The 15,669-nt window shown below is 55.7% G+C and carries 12 protein-coding genes; 3 read left to right on the top strand and 9 right to left on the bottom strand.

Going from position 1 to position 15,669, the window contains the following annotated elements:
* Positions 1–406: 406 nt before the first annotated feature.
* Together DL88_RS15155 and DL88_RS15150 are read right to left on the bottom strand one after the other, a co-directional pair.
* Positions 407–1,738: an MFS transporter gene (locus DL88_RS15155; RefSeq protein ID WP_156971134.1), complete on the bottom strand. Its 1,332-nt coding sequence runs from the start codon at positions 1,736–1,738 to the stop codon at positions 407–409.
* Positions 1,739–1,960: 222 nt separating this feature from the next.
* Positions 1,961–2,791 carry a shikimate dehydrogenase family protein gene (locus DL88_RS15150; protein WP_034997844.1) on the bottom strand — a complete coding sequence of 277 codons (831 nt, stop codon included), beginning with the start codon at positions 2,789–2,791 and terminating at the stop codon, positions 1,961–1,963.
* Positions 2,792–3,040: 249 nt separating this feature from the next.
* On the opposite strand from DL88_RS15150, the gene DL88_RS15145 reads away from it, so the two are divergent.
* The 3 genes from DL88_RS15145 to DL88_RS15135 all read left to right on the top strand — a co-directional run bounded on the left by DL88_RS15145 (position 3,041) and on the right by DL88_RS15135 (position 5,863).
* Positions 3,041–4,078, top strand: a complete 1,038-nt coding sequence (locus DL88_RS15145; RefSeq protein ID WP_034997841.1) for a Gfo/Idh/MocA family protein — start codon at positions 3,041–3,043, stop codon at positions 4,076–4,078.
* Between the two features lie 41 nt (positions 4,079–4,119).
* A complete protein-coding gene (locus DL88_RS15140) occupies positions 4,120–4,917 on the top strand; it encodes an IclR family transcriptional regulator (RefSeq protein WP_034997827.1) in 798 nt (265 codons plus the stop codon).
* 109 nt (positions 4,918–5,026) lie between these two features.
* Positions 5,027–5,863 carry a sugar phosphate isomerase/epimerase family protein gene (locus tag DL88_RS15135; protein ID WP_034997927.1) on the top strand — a complete coding sequence of 279 codons (837 nt, stop codon included), beginning with the start codon at positions 5,027–5,029 and terminating at the stop codon, positions 5,861–5,863.
* Between the two features lie 191 nt (positions 5,864–6,054).
* Here the strand turns inward: DL88_RS15135 and DL88_RS15130 are convergent, their stop codons facing one another.
* From DL88_RS15130 to DL88_RS15100, 7 genes are all read right to left on the bottom strand, one after another.
* Complete coding sequence (locus DL88_RS15130) at positions 6,055–6,627, bottom strand: shikimate kinase (RefSeq protein WP_051956030.1); 573 nt, start codon at positions 6,625–6,627, stop codon at positions 6,055–6,057.
* Positions 6,624–8,519: a bifunctional sugar phosphate isomerase/epimerase/4-hydroxyphenylpyruvate dioxygenase family protein gene (locus tag DL88_RS15125; protein WP_034997824.1), complete on the bottom strand. Its 1,896-nt coding sequence runs from the start codon at positions 8,517–8,519 to the stop codon at positions 6,624–6,626. Before DL88_RS15125 ends, DL88_RS15130 begins: the two co-directional genes overlap by 4 nt.
* Before the next feature lie 111 nt (positions 8,520–8,630).
* The gene (locus DL88_RS15120) at positions 8,631–10,034 is read right to left on the bottom strand and encodes an MFS transporter (protein WP_051956029.1); all 1,404 of its coding nucleotides are present in this window, start codon (positions 10,032–10,034) and stop codon (positions 8,631–8,633) included.
* A gap of 225 nt (positions 10,035–10,259) precedes the next feature.
* On the bottom strand, positions 10,260–11,084 hold the full coding sequence (locus tag DL88_RS15115) for a sugar phosphate isomerase/epimerase family protein (protein WP_034997821.1): 825 nt from the start codon (positions 11,082–11,084) through the stop codon (positions 10,260–10,262).
* A 112-nt stretch (positions 11,085–11,196) separates the two neighbouring features.
* Entirely contained in the window at positions 11,197–11,814 is a 618-nt protein-coding gene (locus tag DL88_RS15110; RefSeq protein ID WP_034997817.1) for an NIPSNAP family protein, read from the bottom strand.
* Positions 11,801–13,549, bottom strand: a complete 1,749-nt coding sequence (locus DL88_RS15105; RefSeq protein WP_034997813.1) for an FAD-binding protein — start codon at positions 13,547–13,549, stop codon at positions 11,801–11,803. Before DL88_RS15105 ends, DL88_RS15110 begins: the two co-directional genes overlap by 14 nt.
* Entirely contained in the window at positions 13,542–15,269 is a 1,728-nt protein-coding gene (locus tag DL88_RS15100; protein WP_034997918.1) for an FAD-dependent oxidoreductase, read from the bottom strand. The genes DL88_RS15105 and DL88_RS15100 overlap by 8 nt, the downstream gene beginning before the upstream one ends.
* Positions 15,270–15,669: the final 400 nt, after the last annotated feature.

Genomic DNA, 15,669 nt, shown 5'->3' with positions numbered 1-15,669 from the left:
TGCTTGCCCCGATTTCGCGAGAACTGATATCCCACGTATTTGTCATAACAAATTGAAACGATTTGGAATTTATTTGCCGGTAGATTCAGATCGATTAGGTCGCAAGCTTACAAGCTTCTGAACTCAGCTGATGGGAGAGAGTTGAGTCTACAGCCGATCAACCTGGCAATATACACATGGATTGACCATCAGGATTTCGCGCGAAATCTAAAGCCTGAGATAGCTCAGACGCGTCACGCTAAATCCAATCGATTGATGAGGACGGCGAACCGCTTTTATGACTTGTGACTCTCTCTCCTAAAGGAGGATCCCGAGAGCATTTTCGTTCTGAATAAAATCGCTTCAGGAAGGGAAGCAATCTGAAAATGCTCTCGCTTGGCGCCTTCAAGAAACGTCAGAAAGTACTCTAACGATTGTGTATGCGAGCCACCACGAAGCCCAACGCTCCTGCTACGAGAAGAGGCGCCGCATAGATAGTAAAGAGGGTCGGCAGCGGCATATGAATGGAAAGCAAATAGCCACCCAACAATGGTCCAAGAATCGCCCCGCCACGACCGACACCAACGGCCCAACCAATACCTGTTGATCGGATTTCCGCCGGATAAAGGCTGGCGGCCAGGGGGTAGAAACTATTGAACCCTCCCTGCAAGGTCATTCCAATCAGGAAAGCAACTCCAAGCAGAATGCTTACCGGCATGGAGACGCTGCCAAAGACGACAAGGAAAACGGCTGCCAAAATCATGAATACTGGTGTTAGATATTGAAGTTTAAAGCGGGTGGTCAGCCATCCCATCCCAGTCGTACCAGCACAGGCACCAATATTGTAGATAGAACCCGCAATAATTGCATTGGAAGTATCGAGACCCGCTTCAATCGCCAACTTGGGAATCCAACTAATAATGAAATAAAGAACCATGAAGCCGGCAACGATCGCACACCATAGCAGCAGTGTAGAAACCCACATGTCCTCTCTAAACAATTTGTCGACACCAGGATTTAGTCCGTGATGCGGAGCTTTCGGTGGGAGGGTCATTATTTCCGATTGGCCGAGACGTCCCAGAATTCTGTTGATCTTCCGCAAAGCGGCTTTTGGCTGACGCTTGAGGAGATAGTCGAGAGATTCTGGAAGCGTAAAAAAAGCGAACGGAAGGATGACACAAGAACCAATACCAACGCCCAGGAGAACATTCCGCCATCCAAAAGCAGGGATGGCCCAGACAGATGCCAAGCCTGTCAATACCGCACCGAGTGGATATCCACCCTGAACGAATCCTACCGCGAAACTACGATGATGTTCCGGCGCATATTCCGCCGTAATCGCGGCCATGCTTGCCAGAACCGCGCCGATTCCAATACCAACAAGAAAACGCGCGATGAAAAGCACCGTTATCGTTGACGCAAACCCGCTGGCTATCATACCAATCGTCATGATAGTCAAAGACGCGAGAATCAACGGCCGTCGACCCGCAAGATCCGCAAGAGGCGCTATCAAGAGACAGCCAATCATCATGCCCCCAAGGCCGGCGCTGAATATGACGCCAAGATTTTCCGGCCCCATTGCCCAATCATGCGCCAGGGCAGGCGCGACATAGGACATGATCATCACATCCATACCATCAATCATATTGATGAGAAAACAGATGCTCGTCACCAACAACTGGAGCACCGTCCAGCGCTCGATTTTGACTGTCGCCTGAAAAGGCGCGTTTATAGGCGTTGCTATATTAACCGCGCTCATACTCCCTCCCATTTTCTATTAATTTGTCTTGTTATTATTGTTATTCACGCAATCGATCTCCGCCCTACCCCGTTCATACGGGGCCGGGCAACATTTTCCGGCCCCGACGCAGGTCTGGTCCTGATCTCATCACTCGAAACTGAATCCTCGGTATTTTCGTCGCCGGTCGGCAGCGATACGCCCGAATTCAGCACTGCCAACCGGGACAGACCCAATACGTGTTCATCCCGTGAGCGGTAGAGACTCGTTTTCGTCGCGATTCCTGTAGAGAAGAAAATCAACCATAAGGTCACGCACCTTCTCGAACATGCCCGAACCGGTTTGCGTTTGACATCCAGTTTCGCGCGCGGCCACGATCAAAGGAGGAACGGCCGGCAGAGTAACGACATCACCGACAAACATCTCTGACGACAAATGCTTGACGTTCACCGGATATGGATCGCCCTCACGCATACCGGACGGCGTCGCATTCACAACCACATCAAAGCCGGCTGGGTCAGCCGAACCGCGGAAAATGGAGACCTTCTCGAGCTGCTGCAACCGAGTGATCAACGCATCACAGCGAGCGTCATCGCCATCATGAATAGCCAAGGCTCCGACACCGGCCAAAACCAGAGCATAAGCAATTGCAGAACCAGCCCCACCCGCACCGACGAGCAACGCACGCTTTCCAGGTAGAATCGCCCCGGCAGCTTCGATAGCAGCCACGAAACCTTGGCCGTCACACATATCTCCATGCCAGGAACCGTCGGCATTCCGCCGCATGACATTCACAGCTTGCAGGAAGCGCGCTCGATCAGACACAGTAGAACAATGACGATAGGCCGCAAATTTGTGCGGTACTGTTACGATGATGCCATCGAGATTTCGCGCCAGCGACATCCCTTTCAAAAAGGCATCGAGATCTGCCGCCGAAATATGAATCGGAACGACGATGGCGTTACTGCCCTTCGCCTGCAGAAGCGCTGTGACTCCACCAGGTGATTTCACCTGAGCGATCGGATCACCGATAATGAGATTGAGACGCGTGGCTCCATCGAGATGTTCGATCACGCCGAGAGTCCTCCCCTTGTGCGGAAGGTGAGGAAAGCAAAGCCTGTTGGGAAAACCCCTTTGGTCTTTGCAAGGCTGTACCGCGTCAGTGCAGATGGAAGTGTTGCCGAAATACCCATTGCGATCAAAAGCGCTCCTCCCGCCAAACTCCTCTTTTTTGAGAATTTCGACCAAAAATGAACATGAGTCAATTCATAAAAATATTCCAATTTTGAATTTAATTCCATATTATGGAGCGGGAGGAAAATCATGTCCAAATTGCGTTTAGCTATTATCGGAGCCGGAGCTATCGGACGCGCACATACCGATCTTGCATTGCGCCATCCCGATTGGACCGTCAGCGCCATTGCTGATCCCTCAGAAGAAGCTGCATCCTTCGCCACGAGCCGCAACCTGGCCTGGTTCGGCAATTATGAGGAAATGTTCGATGCAGTTCCCCTTGATGCCGCTATCATCGCGACACCCAATGATACTCATCTCGAAATCGGTCTCGCCTGCATCGCCCGCGGGATCGCCATGCTCGTGGAAAAGCCGATCGCTTCCACCGTGGAAGAAGCCCAGGCCTTGACGTCCGCCGCGGATAAGGCCGGGATACCTCTCATGGTCGGGCATCATCGTCGACACAATCCATTGCTTAGAAAAGCATGTGATCTCATCAACGAGGGACGGCTCGGACGGCCTGTCAGCGCGACGGTCATGGCCAATTTTCTCAAACCCGATTCCTATTTCGAAGCGGCCTGGCGTCGCTTGCCCGGCGGCGGCCCGATCCTCATCAATCTCATTCATGAGATTGATCTGATGCGTTTTCTTTTCGGCGAGATCGACCGCCTTCAGGCATTGCGCTCGAATGCGGCACGCGGCTTCGAAGTTGAGGATACCGCTGCCGTTCTCATACAATTCCGCAATGGTGCCCTGGGGACAATCACTCTTTCAGATAGCGCGACCGCCCCGTGGAGCTGGGATCTGACATCCGGCGAAAGTCCGTCTTATCCAAGACAAGATGTCAATACTCATTTCTTCATGGGAACGGATGCTTCGCTGACTCTGCCACGTCTTGAACTCTGGCGCTATCGCGACAGCAAAGGCTGGCACGAGCCGTTAACACAGGAGCGCTGCGCACCACATGACGGCAATCCGTATATGGAACAGTTACGCCATTTTCGATCCGTTATCGAAGGCATCGAGGCTCCAAGGAGCTCGGGCCAGGATGCAACACGTAGCCTCGAAGCCACACTGGCAGTCCAGCATGCAGCTCAAACGAGCCAATCCGTCGCTCTCGCTGTATAAAGCTTCACACCACTCCGTCAATCAAGCTCCAGGAGGTTATTATGGCAGGAGTTCTGGACCGTACACTCGGCATATTCGAGCTTCTCGCGACCCATGCCGAGGGCCTTCCCCTGGCCACAATCGCCGACCGGCTGAACATGCCGCGCAGTGCTGCGCACCGACTGCTCGGCGAACTCAGCACCGCCGGATATGTGCGGCAGGTCCGAGACCGTTCTGATTATGCCCTGACAACCAAACTCGTTTCTCTCGGCCTGACATTTCTTGGATCATCCGGCATCGTCGATCTCGCCCAGCCGGTGCTCGATCGCGTGGCCCATGAAACCGGAGAACTCGTTCGTCTCTCCATCATTGATGGAGAGCGTCTGACCTGGGTGGCAAAAGCGCAAGGCGCCCGCAGCGGTCTACGTTACGATCCGGAAATGGGAATGGACGCCCAACTCTCATGCACCGCCAGCGGTCATGCATGGCTGTTGACCATGAGCGATGAGGAAGCCCTACGGCTTGTCGCCAAACAGGGGTTCGGCCAACCTGAAACCTTCGGCCCTAATGCGCCGACCACCGCCATGGCTTTGCTGGATGCCTTGCGAGAGGATCGCAAACGCGGATTCAGTGTGACAATTGAGACACATACGCTAGGGATGGCCGCCATGGCGGCACCCATTCGTCATGTCAAACATTCTGTCATCGGCGTCATCAGCATCGCCGGTCCACATTTCCGTTTGCCCGAGGAACGAATGCTCGCCTTGGGTCCGCTGCTTCTCTCAGCTGCCGATGAACTTGGTGCCGCGAGCACGATCTCACCTATCTTCCAATCCTCGCGCACGAGCCACGCATCGTAATTGAAACATTGAAGCGGTCACATCAAATTGCCGACTCAATGCGGCGAGTCATTGCATGTTCATCATCACAGACAATTTCGGTTCCACGGAAATCCAGGGAGATCAATCCATGTCGCGGTCATTTTCGCTCGCTCACCTTACTGTCTTGTCCCTTACACCGCCAGAAATGACCGTCCTCGCACATAAATTGGGTTATGATAGCATCGGTATCCGGCTTATGCCTGCGTCTCCCGAAGGACCTGCCTATCCTTTAATGGATGACCCCTCCATGCTGGCAGAAACGCTCGCACGCATGGCGGATACGGGTATCAGTGTCTTCGATCTCGAAATCATTCGGCTCAATGAAACTTTCGATGTAAAGAACTACCTCTCGTTCTTCGAAGTTGGCGCGAAGCTCGGCGCCAAGGCAATGCTTGTCGCGGGTGATGATCCGGATGAAAGCCGCCTGATTTCCTCATTCGCCGCCTTATGCGAGGCCGCAGCCCCCTTTGGCCTGACGGCAGATCTCGAATTTATGCCCTGGACCAAGGTTCCAAACCTCAGATGTGCCATTCACGTGGTTAAATCCGCGGGATGCGCAAACGGTGGTATCCTTGTCGATGCCCTGCATTTCGCCCGTTCCGACAGCCATTACGAGGACTTGCAGATGGTCCCGACCGAATGGCTGCACTATGCGCAAATGTGCGATGCGCCAGCCAAAATACCGGATACGGACGAAAGCCTCATTTACACCGCACGTTGCGAGCGCCTTCTGCCTGGCGAAGGAGGTATCGATCTGCACGGACTTTTCAACAGATTGCCGCCGCAGATTCCCGTCAGCCTGGAGATCCCGAACATGCATCGTATCCCGCTGATGGGATTGGAAGAGTGGAGCCGACAAGCGCTGGCCGCTGGGCGCTCGATTCTGGCGCAGCAGGACGCCGACAAGGAACGGCCCGCGGCATAAGCCATATGCGCTCAGCTTGAGGCGTGTCGTACGAACGTCGTCCCGATCCTGCTTGGCTCCTTGACATGAAGACAATGCGAGACAGCACTTCATGCCTTGGTCAAGCAGGATTTCATATCAGGATTCCGACCATTCAGACGCTCCACTACGACCTCGAGCGCAAGTTGGATTTGACGCCGCCAGTCGCAAACTTACAGCGACAGAAATTGAATGATCTCCGTCATCATCCGATGAACGATAACGTCCGGATGCGTTTCATCGGCAGCGACGCGGATGTCAGCGGTACCGTAGATAGGACGGCGCCTTTCATTCAGGATTTCCAAGCTTTGGCGCACATTGCCCGCCAGCAGCAAGGGACGGGTCCTGCGCCTGGCTACGCGTTGTGCCAGAATAGAGAGATCGACATCAAGCCAAACGGAAAAGCCAATCGAGCGGGTCATCGCGCGTATGTCCGCATTCATCCAGGCCCCTCCGCCAAGCGCGACGACCTGACCCGGCGCAGTTAAAATCCTTTCGACAACGCGTAGTTCACATGCACGAAAATGATCTTCGCCATAAAGCGCGAAGATCTCCTTGACACTAAGGCGTGCGGCCTCCTCGACGGCGGAATCTGAATCAAGAAACCGACGGTTCAGGTCTCTTGCGAGCCGTCTCCCGATCGAGGATTTGTCCGCTCCCATCATGCCGACCAGGATCACGGATCGTTCTCCAAGCAATTGCACCACCCGGGCGGCAGTCACATTGCTGGATTTTTTGTCCGTCAATGTTTAGGAACAGCAAGATGGGGCGCGAGCCGTGTCTGCACAGCCAGTCGGATCGGTGCGTTCGCTGCGCCAAAGCCCGTGTAATGTCTTCGTTCCACAATTTCAAAGAAAAAGCCGTCGGGAAATGTATGCGAATAGATCTGGAAATATTCTCCTGTCTCATCGCGATCATACATAATGCCATGGTTTGCCAGCTGCCCGACGAACACCTCATCAAAATCGAAACGCGCCATCAGATCATCATAATAATTGTCCGGTATCGGCAATGTCGTCAATCCGTTGGCCTTCATTTGCTTCGCCGCGGCAAAAATATCGTTGGTCGCAAAGGCGATATGTTGCGTACCGGAGCCAAAAAATTCATTCAGGAAACGTCCGGCCATCGTACGGAGGCTTTGAGCACCGTTGATCGCGATGCGTAACGTGCCTTCCTCATTCTGCACGACCTGGCTGCGCACCAGACCCGCCGGATCGGCAATATCGAGCCCGCTGGTTTTCTCGACATCGAAGATTGACGTATAAAACAAAAGCCAGGAAAGCATCTCGTCATATTCGGTCGATTGCGAGATGTGATCGATATTGACTAGCACATCTTCTTCTGGCGCCGTGTCCATTCCCTCCTGCTCGAAATCTATCGACCAAAGGTTTTGTAAATCGCCTTTCTGGTCTATGAAATAGATGAGACTGTTGCCAACGCCACGGATGGCGGGAATTTCGATCTGGCCCGGAACGACGGCCTGCGGGAAAGGAACGGCAAGCAGTTTCCTGGCACGTTCAAGCGCGGCATGCGCATCATCCACAGACAGGCAGATTGCGCAAACGGCAAACCCATGCGTGATGTAGAAGGAATGCGCGAAACTCTCGGGTTCACAATTGAGGACGATGTTGATACCGCCCTGCGACCAGACGACCACGTTCTTCGTCCTGTGGTGTGCGAATTTACGAAAACCCAGCCCTTTCAAGACTTTTTCAAGCCGACCAAGACTGTTCTCATCAACCGCGAATTCAATGAATTCGATATTCTTGCATCGCGCTCTCTCAGGCAGCCTATAAACTTGTTCGTCGATTGCTGAGAGCCCATCGACATCAGCAAGCTGCCCCATGAGATAGATCAATGATCTCCTGCCATCGATGGCCACCTGCCGCGCCGAGCCCGCGCGAAACTGATCGTTGAAGATTTCAAGCGACAGAACGCCTGCATAACCCGTCGACTGAACGGCCTGTATGAATGGGAGAAGGGGGAGATCGCCCTGGCCCGGCATGTTACGGAAATGCCGGCTCCAGGACAAAAGATCAAGATTGAGCCGTGGAGCATCGGCGAGTTGCACCAGGAACAGCTTTTCCTTTGGAATTGCGCTGATGCTGTCAAGCTCCAGTCCGCGCGAAAGAACATGAAAACTGTCGAGGACGAGGCCGACGCCTGGGTGGTCGACGCGGCGCACGATCTCCCAGGCGTCCCGATAATCATTGATGAAACGTCCCCAGGCCAAAGCCTCGAAACCGATGCGCAAGCCACGTTTTGCAGCCCTTTCACCCAATTCACGCAGATCCTCGACGGCGCGGTCGATTCCGCCCTGGGCATACGGCGATACGTTCGAGCACACGAGAAGCTGCTCCGTGCCAAGCTCGGCCATCACATCGAATTTGCGTTCGGCCCGCTCGAAAGCTTTCGTCCGCAAGGGCTCCGGCAAACCTTCGAAATCACGGAAGGGCTGGAAGACGGAAATCGTCAAACCTCGATCACGCACCATTTTCCCGACATCCGCCGGCGTATGGTTAAAGGCGAGAAAATCAGCTTCAAAGATTTCGACGGCATCGAAACCGGCATGGGCGATTGCGTCGAGCTTTTCAATCAGATCGCCGCTCAACGAAACGGTTGCGATAGACATTTTCATTGCGGCCTCCGGTCGTTTCTTCCCGGGCCATCCTAAAACATCGGCTGTTTCCAGGTAAGCCAAGGTTTACATCAATTAGTCGTTCGATTTCGCGAGATCACTCACACTGGTTCAGCAACTGCGGATCCTGGAGGCCATGAATGCCGCAATCAGGAGCGGCACTGAAAAGATGGCCATGATCATCGTCAGCGACAATCCCTGACCGATCAGGACGCCTCCAAGCAACGGCCCGGTTACGGCGCCGAAACGGCCGATGCCCATGGCCCAGCCTACTCCCGTACTACGGTTTGCCGCTGGATAAAGCTCCGCGGCAAGTCCATAAAAAGCATTGAAACCACCGTAGATCGTCATACCAACCAGCATGGCGAGCAGAAGAGTCGGGACCAGCGGCATGGATACCGCGCCGAACAATGTCAAAAAGACTGCAGCAAGCCCCAGGGCGATCGTGGCGCTGCGTCGCAAGCCATAATCCCTGGCGAGGCGCCCAACGGCAATCGTACCCATGAATGCGCCAAAATTAAAAATAGCGCCAGCGTATATGGCGCTTTCCAGGGGCAGTCCGGCCTGAGCAGCAAGATTGGTGATCCATGAAAGGGCAAAATAGAGCGTCATGAATCCCATGAACACACCGACCCAGAGTGCAGCGGTCGCTTCGGCACGCCCGTTATCGAAAAGGCTGCGAAGCACAAAGCCGTCAACCTTGGATGGTTTGGGCGGAAGCGCGGTGGAAACTGCAACACCAAGACGCCTCTCGATCCGATTGATCCGTTGTAACGCCCGTTTCGGCTGAGTACGGAGCAAAAAATCAATGGATTCCGGAAGGATGAAGAAAACCACCGGCAAAATGGCAAGGGAGAGAATCCCGGCGCCGAGCAAGATAACCTGCCAATGGTGATGCGGCAGGATCGCAGCCGCGACCATGCCCGTTGCCACGGAGCCGAGCGGATAACCGGCGAGCATGATGCTAATGGCCAGGGCTTTTTCACGCTGGGGCGCGAATTCCGCCGCAACGGCTGTCATGCTTGCGAGCATGGCGCCGATACCGATACCGGTCAGAAAACGTGCGAGAACCAGTTCGGGAAGCGATGTCGAAAAGGCGCTCGCCATCATGCTGATCATGATAAGTGTCAGCATCGATAAGATCACCGGCCGGCGTCCGAAACGATCGGCCAAGGGCGCGATGAAGAGGCAACCCAAAGTCATGCCAGCCAGACTGGCGCTGAAGACCATCCCCAAACGTTCCGGAGAGAGAGACCAATCCTTCGCAAGAACTGGCGCGACATATGACAGAATGACGATATCCATGCCGTCAAGCGCATTCAGAAGACTGCAAAGGCCGACAATCAGAATGCGCAACAGAGACCAGCCGTGAGCAGGCCGTTCCATGACATTGACAATCGTGTCGTGTATGGTCCCGTCCTTGCCTGGACCATTCTGACGCAAAGGCATTTCGAGCGCAGTCGTCGCAATATGCGACACACCCTCAATCGGCGACGTGCAATCATAAGAATTCATGGTCCCCTCCCCCCGGACAGCCTCGGCTTCTTCCCCCTGCCTGCCTCCCGTGCCAGACAGGGTGAGCAACGCAAACAATTGAATTAATTATTTTTTTATCGTATCGGTGCAGTTCATTCTTCGTTCGCTGCGCTTGACGCGCAGCCTCTTCGTGGCGTCTTTTTCCGCGCCGCAAGTCCCGGATATCTGCGATATCAGGACAGGCAGCACGAATTGCGCGAGCCGTTATGCAGGCTGCTCCCAACCGAGCGTCGCGAGTTGTTTATGACCAGCCGCAATCTGAGGATCAGGGTCCGGTGCCAAGATTTCGAGCACGCTCAAGCGTTGATAATTCAGTTCGCCCAAAGCTTCCGCCGCGCCTTTGAAATCGACATCTCCCATACCGATTGGATCATGTTTCCAGGCTGTTTGCGTCGTATCTGAGAGATGCACAAGGTCGAGATAGGGCGCAACCAAACGGATGGCTTCCCCAGGATCTTCGCCGATGAAATGCCCGTTGGCGACATCATAACAAATGGACAGGCTGGGGCTGCTGAATTCCCTGACCCATTCCACCATCTGCGCCGCAGTCGGCAAGACGCCCATGGGAATATTTTCCAGAAACAGTTTGACGCCGAGTTTTTCTGCATAAGCGACGGCGCTTTCAAGGCTGCCGCGAAACCAGCTTTCAAGTTGCGCACGCGGCGGCGCATTCAGGGCATTGTAGCGGCCCGAGACCGTAACAATGCCCGTCGCTCCAAGTTCATAGGCAATATCAATGAGCCGTTTCTTGAAGCCGAGCGTCATCATGCGTATTTCGGCGCGCGGACTTGCGAGATTATGATCGAGGCTTTGCGCCGTCAGCGCATATATTTCGATCCCCTCATCCGCCAGAAATCGACGTATCCGGTGACAATCACGCGGTGTCAAAGATTCCGTATCGAGATGCGCGGGACTGACCATGATGTCGAAACGGCGGTAGCCAAGCTTTGCAAGCCGTCGTAACGAGTCTTCCATCGGAATGGTCCAGGTATCACTGATTGTATTGACTCCTAACGGAAAATCCGGCATCCGACCTCCCCACATGATGACCGATGGACATGATCCCATCTCTTTGGACCAATTATATCCGTTGCGAACGGATGGTCCGTCCGCATCCCCCTTAAGCAGGCTCGATGTCTGGTCAGCGCAAAGGCGAAACGGCGAGGGGCAGACCGATGACGGAACGCATGTCCGGCGTCAGCCAATCAGGGCCACCCTTTGGCGGCCATGCACCCTTGGCGACAGAGTCGGCACGAATGATCCCGCGATCATTCAGGCTCTTGTAGGGCCAGATATGCGTGATGCGCGGCACACCATCGATCGCATACATGGCAATCGTCAATGGCGAGAAGGTCGAACGCGGGGGCACGGCCGCCTTCCAGGCTTCAATTGTCGGGCCGAGCCCACCCGTTTTCAGGACATAGGTGCGGATTTCATAGACCGCGCCATAATCCCCGGGCTCCACCGGAGGCATGAAGGGAAAGGGGATGTAGCTGTCTAATACCATTTCCCGCAGCCATTCGGCACTGCCGAAGGGATTTGCCGACAGCAAAGTGCGTTCACGTTCCGCCAGAAGATCCGCGTCGCTGTCATAGCCGCGCAGAATGTAGATCTGATTCAACAACCCGATATCGCTCGCCCAGCAGCCGAGCAGGCGGCCCGTCGCGCCGCTTTCGCGGCAAAAGGCTTCGATCGCCGGGGCCGCCTTGGGCGCCGCGCCGAGCGTGGTCGTCAAGGTGGCGATTTCATAGCGTTGCATGGCAGGATTCCTTGGTGATATTTGTTACTGACTGGTGTGCGGCGTGTTTGGCGACTCTCCAGCCGAAGACCAGGGCGGGACCAAGCGTCGTTCCCGGGCCCGGATAGGTGCCGCGGAAAATCGAGCTCATGTCATTGCCGCAAGCGTAGAGACCCTGGATCGGGGAGCCGTCTGCATCCAGAACCTGGCCATCGGCATTGCCGCGCAATCCGGCGCTGGTTGCAAGATCCGCAGGCCAGACAGCGACAGCGTAGAAAGGTCCCTTTTCGATCGGGCGCATACAGGGATTGGGCTTGTTCTCGGGATCGCCGTTGAAACAATTCATCTTGCTGGTGCCACGTCCAAATTCCTCATCGACACCGGATTTGGCATAGCGATTGTGGTCGGCAACGGTCCGCTCGAAAGTCTCCGCATCTGCGCCAATCTTGCCGGCGAGTTCCCGCAGCGTCTTACCCTCCATCAGATAGCCTGCCTTGATGAAGGGGGCGAGCCGCCGGGTTCCGGCGAACACCAGACCAATTCCATAATCTTGAATGAAGCTGCGGTCACAGATGAGATAAGCGGGCACACTCGGTGTCGTCTCGTTGGCACGTAACATGCCCATGACGAAATCATGGTAGGAATCGGATTCGTTAACGAAACGCCGCCCCGACTTGTTGACCGCTATGAGGCCCGGTTTGGCGCGATCGAGAATGATATGCGGCCACAGTTTCTCGGTTCCGTTCTTCCCCCGTAAACGCGAGCAGGGCATCCACAATCCGGGGCTGTCCAGTCCTTCCGCCAGGGCAGCACCCGCCTGCTCGGCGATTGCGACACCATCTCCGCTGTTGCTCGCCGGCGCCAGGGAGAAGGCGCATGCCGAGGCTGGAAAGAGCTTTTCGCGCAAGATCTTGTTCTGGGCTATGCCGCCGGTTGCGAGGACGACACCCTTGCGCGCCGTGATAGATTCCAAGCCGTGTGGCCCCTTGATGACGGCACCGACGACGACACCATCTTCACGCAAGAGATCAACGAGACTCGTATCAAAACGGATGGGCACATCGGCTTTCCGCAAACTGTAAAGAAGACGGGCCACAAGCGCATTGCCCATGACGAGCCGTGTGCCGCGTTTGTAACGCAGGCGATCGGTAAACTGGCGTGTCAGCAATTGCATGATTGTACGGAAATTTGCCAGCGACCCGAAGGGATTCAGCAAAGGCGCGATTTCCGTACGCGCAACCATCATGCCGCCGAGCACGAGAAATACATCACGCGGAGGCCGCACACGATCGAAATCCTTGCCGAGCAAGCGGCCATCAAAGGGTTCCGGCGACAAGGCGCGTCCGCCATAGGCTTCACCGGGATGATTGCCAATATAATCAGGATGCGCCTTTGCCGGCACTAGCTTGACCTCGGTGCGCGCATCTAGATCATCGACTGTCTTGGGGCCGGATTCGAGAAAGGCCGCACGCAATTCGGCACCACCGCGCGCGCCGACCACGGAATCAAGATAGCGCGCCGCCTCCTCCACTTTGTCCGGCACGCCCGCCTTCACACTGAGACTGGTGCCGGGTATCCAGATGGTGCCTCCGGAGGTCGCGGTGATGCCGCCTGCCTGGCTTGTCTTCTCGCAAAGCAGAACATCGAGTCCGTCGAGCGCAGCGATCAAGGCTGCGGTCATACCTGCAGCGCCAGCGCCGAAGACCAGAAGATCGACCTCCTTTGCCTTCCCAGAAGGTCGCACCGCGTCAAGCATGTTCTTTCCTCCCATGAATTTCTTCTTGCATCGGCTGGCCGGCAATATGTTGAGCTGCGATATAACCGAAAGTCATAGCGGGCCCGAGCGTTATGCCGCCGCTCGGATAATGGCCACCCATGATGCTCGTCATGTCATTGCCCGCCGCATACAGACCGGGAATGGGGCGGCTCCGCGCATCGAGGACGCGGGCATGAGCATCGCAGACGAGACCGGCGAAAGTGCCAAGACTGCCCGGCACCACCCTCACCGCATAAAAGGGACCCTTCTCGATCGGCGCCACGCAGGGATTGGGCTTTTGCGCGGCGTCTCCCTGCACGCGCTGATAGGGCGTCGCACCCCGTCCGAAAGCCGGATCCTCCCCCTCACGGGCATGCCGATTATAGATTTCGACAGTATTCGCGAGTGTTGCGTGATCGATGCCGCAGGCCTTTGCCAGTGCCTCAATGGTACGGCCCCGTTTGAGATAGCCGGACACTATCCATGGCGTGAGAGGAAAGGGAAACGGCTTGACCGCGCCGAGGCCATAGCGCCAGATGAAGGCATGATCGCAGAGGAGCCAGGCTTCCACGCGCTGATCCGGCAGGGTCGCCGCAAACAGCGCACGCATAAAATCATGATAGGGCTTTGCTTCATTGACGAAGCGTCGACCGTTACGTGTGACGGCGATGAGACCGGGCTTGCCGCGCTCGATCAAATGCGGAAAATGTCCCCGGCCACCATCAGCCCGCGGCACGATGGAAACCGGCGCCCAGGCTGCCACATCGACCTGACCGGTATCGACCACACCGCCGACAGCTTCGGCGAGGCGTAAACCGTCACCCGTATTGGAATCTGGTGCCGCGGATTGGTGAGGCGTTCCAGAACGGACATGCGGAAACAGGTCCTGCTGGCGGTCCAGATCATGGGGAAATCCACCCGCCGCCAGCACGATCGCGCGCCGCGCATGGACCGTCACAGAGCCTGCAGGTCCATCCAGAACTGCTCCCGCGACACGGCCATCGCGCCACAACAAACCGCTGGCTTTGGTGCCGGACCGCAAGGAAACGCCTCTTTCAGCCGCCGCATGCAACAAGGCTGCAACAAGCGCATTGCCATTCACCAATTGCATGGAACGGCCATAACGGAGGAGATCAAATCCATGCCGGACAAGGCGGCGCGCGACGTGGAGAAAAGATTGAAACGAACGGGCAGCGTGAAAGAAATGACGAAGATCAGCGCCCGAAGCGATCGCCATTCCAGCGAGCGTCGTTTCCGGGATCGGTGTTCGCAATCTCGCAATAAGTGACCCAAGCCTGCGGCCATCGAACGGCGCAGCGACAACGGAACGCCATCCCAGAGCCGCCTCAGGGACGTCTCCGTGAAAATCAGGCACCGCACTGCCCGGCAGAAAATGGACACCCGCTTCACGCTCGAAAAAATCGAGCATGACCGGACCCGTTTCAAGAAAAGCCTCGATCCGCGCGGGATCGTAACGATCGCCCAGAATATGGCGCAGATAGGCGCGTGGCGAAGCTGGCTCCTCAATGATTCCAGCACAGCCCGCATGAGGATTGCCGGGTATCCAGAGCCAGCCGCCCGACCACGCAGTCGTGCCGCCGTACAAAGGCTCCTTCTCGACCACTATCACCTCAAGACCCCGGGCGGCGGCGGCTACGGCGGCGGCAAGACCACCAGCTCCCGATCCCACGACAAGGACGTCGACTGTCTCGCTATCCATGTGCGGCACCACGCAGCCGCCGGGTGTCAGGGTATCTCTCCGGGAAATTTCCGGTGGCGGCCCAGGCACTGGAGAAGGATGGCTCGTCCGCACTCTTCCCGCATTCGGCGGCCAGCAAAGGAAATACGGGTCGCGCATTGATCGCTGCATTGCAGGCAAGCTGTTTCACTTGCTCCTCCCTTTGAACAGGCCGCTTCACACATGGCTGACACCCTTGCGATTCACGCAGCCCCGGTCACTGCCGCCTGCTTATTTATAACGGCGGCATGGCCGTTTTCAATTAAAAATCTGAACTAAATTCAGTTTTTGAATTTTAATCAAAAACTGTACTAGTTATGAATATTCGCTTGACACAAAGCCCCAGCGCGGCTTTGATTATTGGAATAGTATTCATAATTTG

Source organism: Beijerinckia mobilis (genome assembly GCF_000745425.1).
In the GTDB taxonomy this organism is placed as follows: Bacteria; Pseudomonadota; Alphaproteobacteria; order Rhizobiales; family Beijerinckiaceae; genus Beijerinckia; species Beijerinckia mobilis.
This window is presented reverse-complemented; position numbering and strand designations above follow the sequence as displayed.

What these genes read in the sequence shown, in the direction of transcription:
- DL88_RS15120 (WP_051956029.1), bottom strand. Translation starts at nt 10,034, where the DNA reads ATGAATTCTTATGATTGCACGTCGCCGATTGAGGGTGTGTCGCATATT.
- DL88_RS15100 (WP_034997918.1), bottom strand. Translation starts at nt 15,269, where the DNA reads ATGGATAGCGAGACAGTCGACGTCCTTGTCGTGGGATCGGGAGCTGGT.
- DL88_RS15125 (WP_034997824.1), bottom strand. Translation starts at nt 8,519, where the DNA reads ATGAAAATGTCTATCGCAACCGTTTCGTTGAGCGGCGATCTGATTGAA.
- DL88_RS15140 (WP_034997827.1), top strand. Translation starts at nt 4,120, where the DNA reads ATGGCAGGAGTTCTGGACCGTACACTCGGCATATTCGAGCTTCTCGCG.
- DL88_RS15155 (WP_156971134.1), bottom strand. Translation starts at nt 1,738, where the DNA reads ATGAGCGCGGTTAATATAGCAACGCCTATAAACGCGCCTTTTCAGGCG.
- DL88_RS15105 (WP_034997813.1), bottom strand. Translation starts at nt 13,549, where the DNA reads ATGCTTGACGCGGTGCGACCTTCTGGGAAGGCAAAGGAGGTCGATCTT.
- DL88_RS15135 (WP_034997927.1), top strand. Translation starts at nt 5,027, where the DNA reads ATGTCGCGGTCATTTTCGCTCGCTCACCTTACTGTCTTGTCCCTTACA.
- DL88_RS15115 (WP_034997821.1), bottom strand. Translation starts at nt 11,084, where the DNA reads ATGCCGGATTTTCCGTTAGGAGTCAATACAATCAGTGATACCTGGACC.
- DL88_RS15110 (WP_034997817.1), bottom strand. Translation starts at nt 11,814, where the DNA reads ATGCAACGCTATGAAATCGCCACCTTGACGACCACGCTCGGCGCGGCG.
- DL88_RS15145 (WP_034997841.1), top strand. Translation starts at nt 3,041, where the DNA reads ATGTCCAAATTGCGTTTAGCTATTATCGGAGCCGGAGCTATCGGACGC.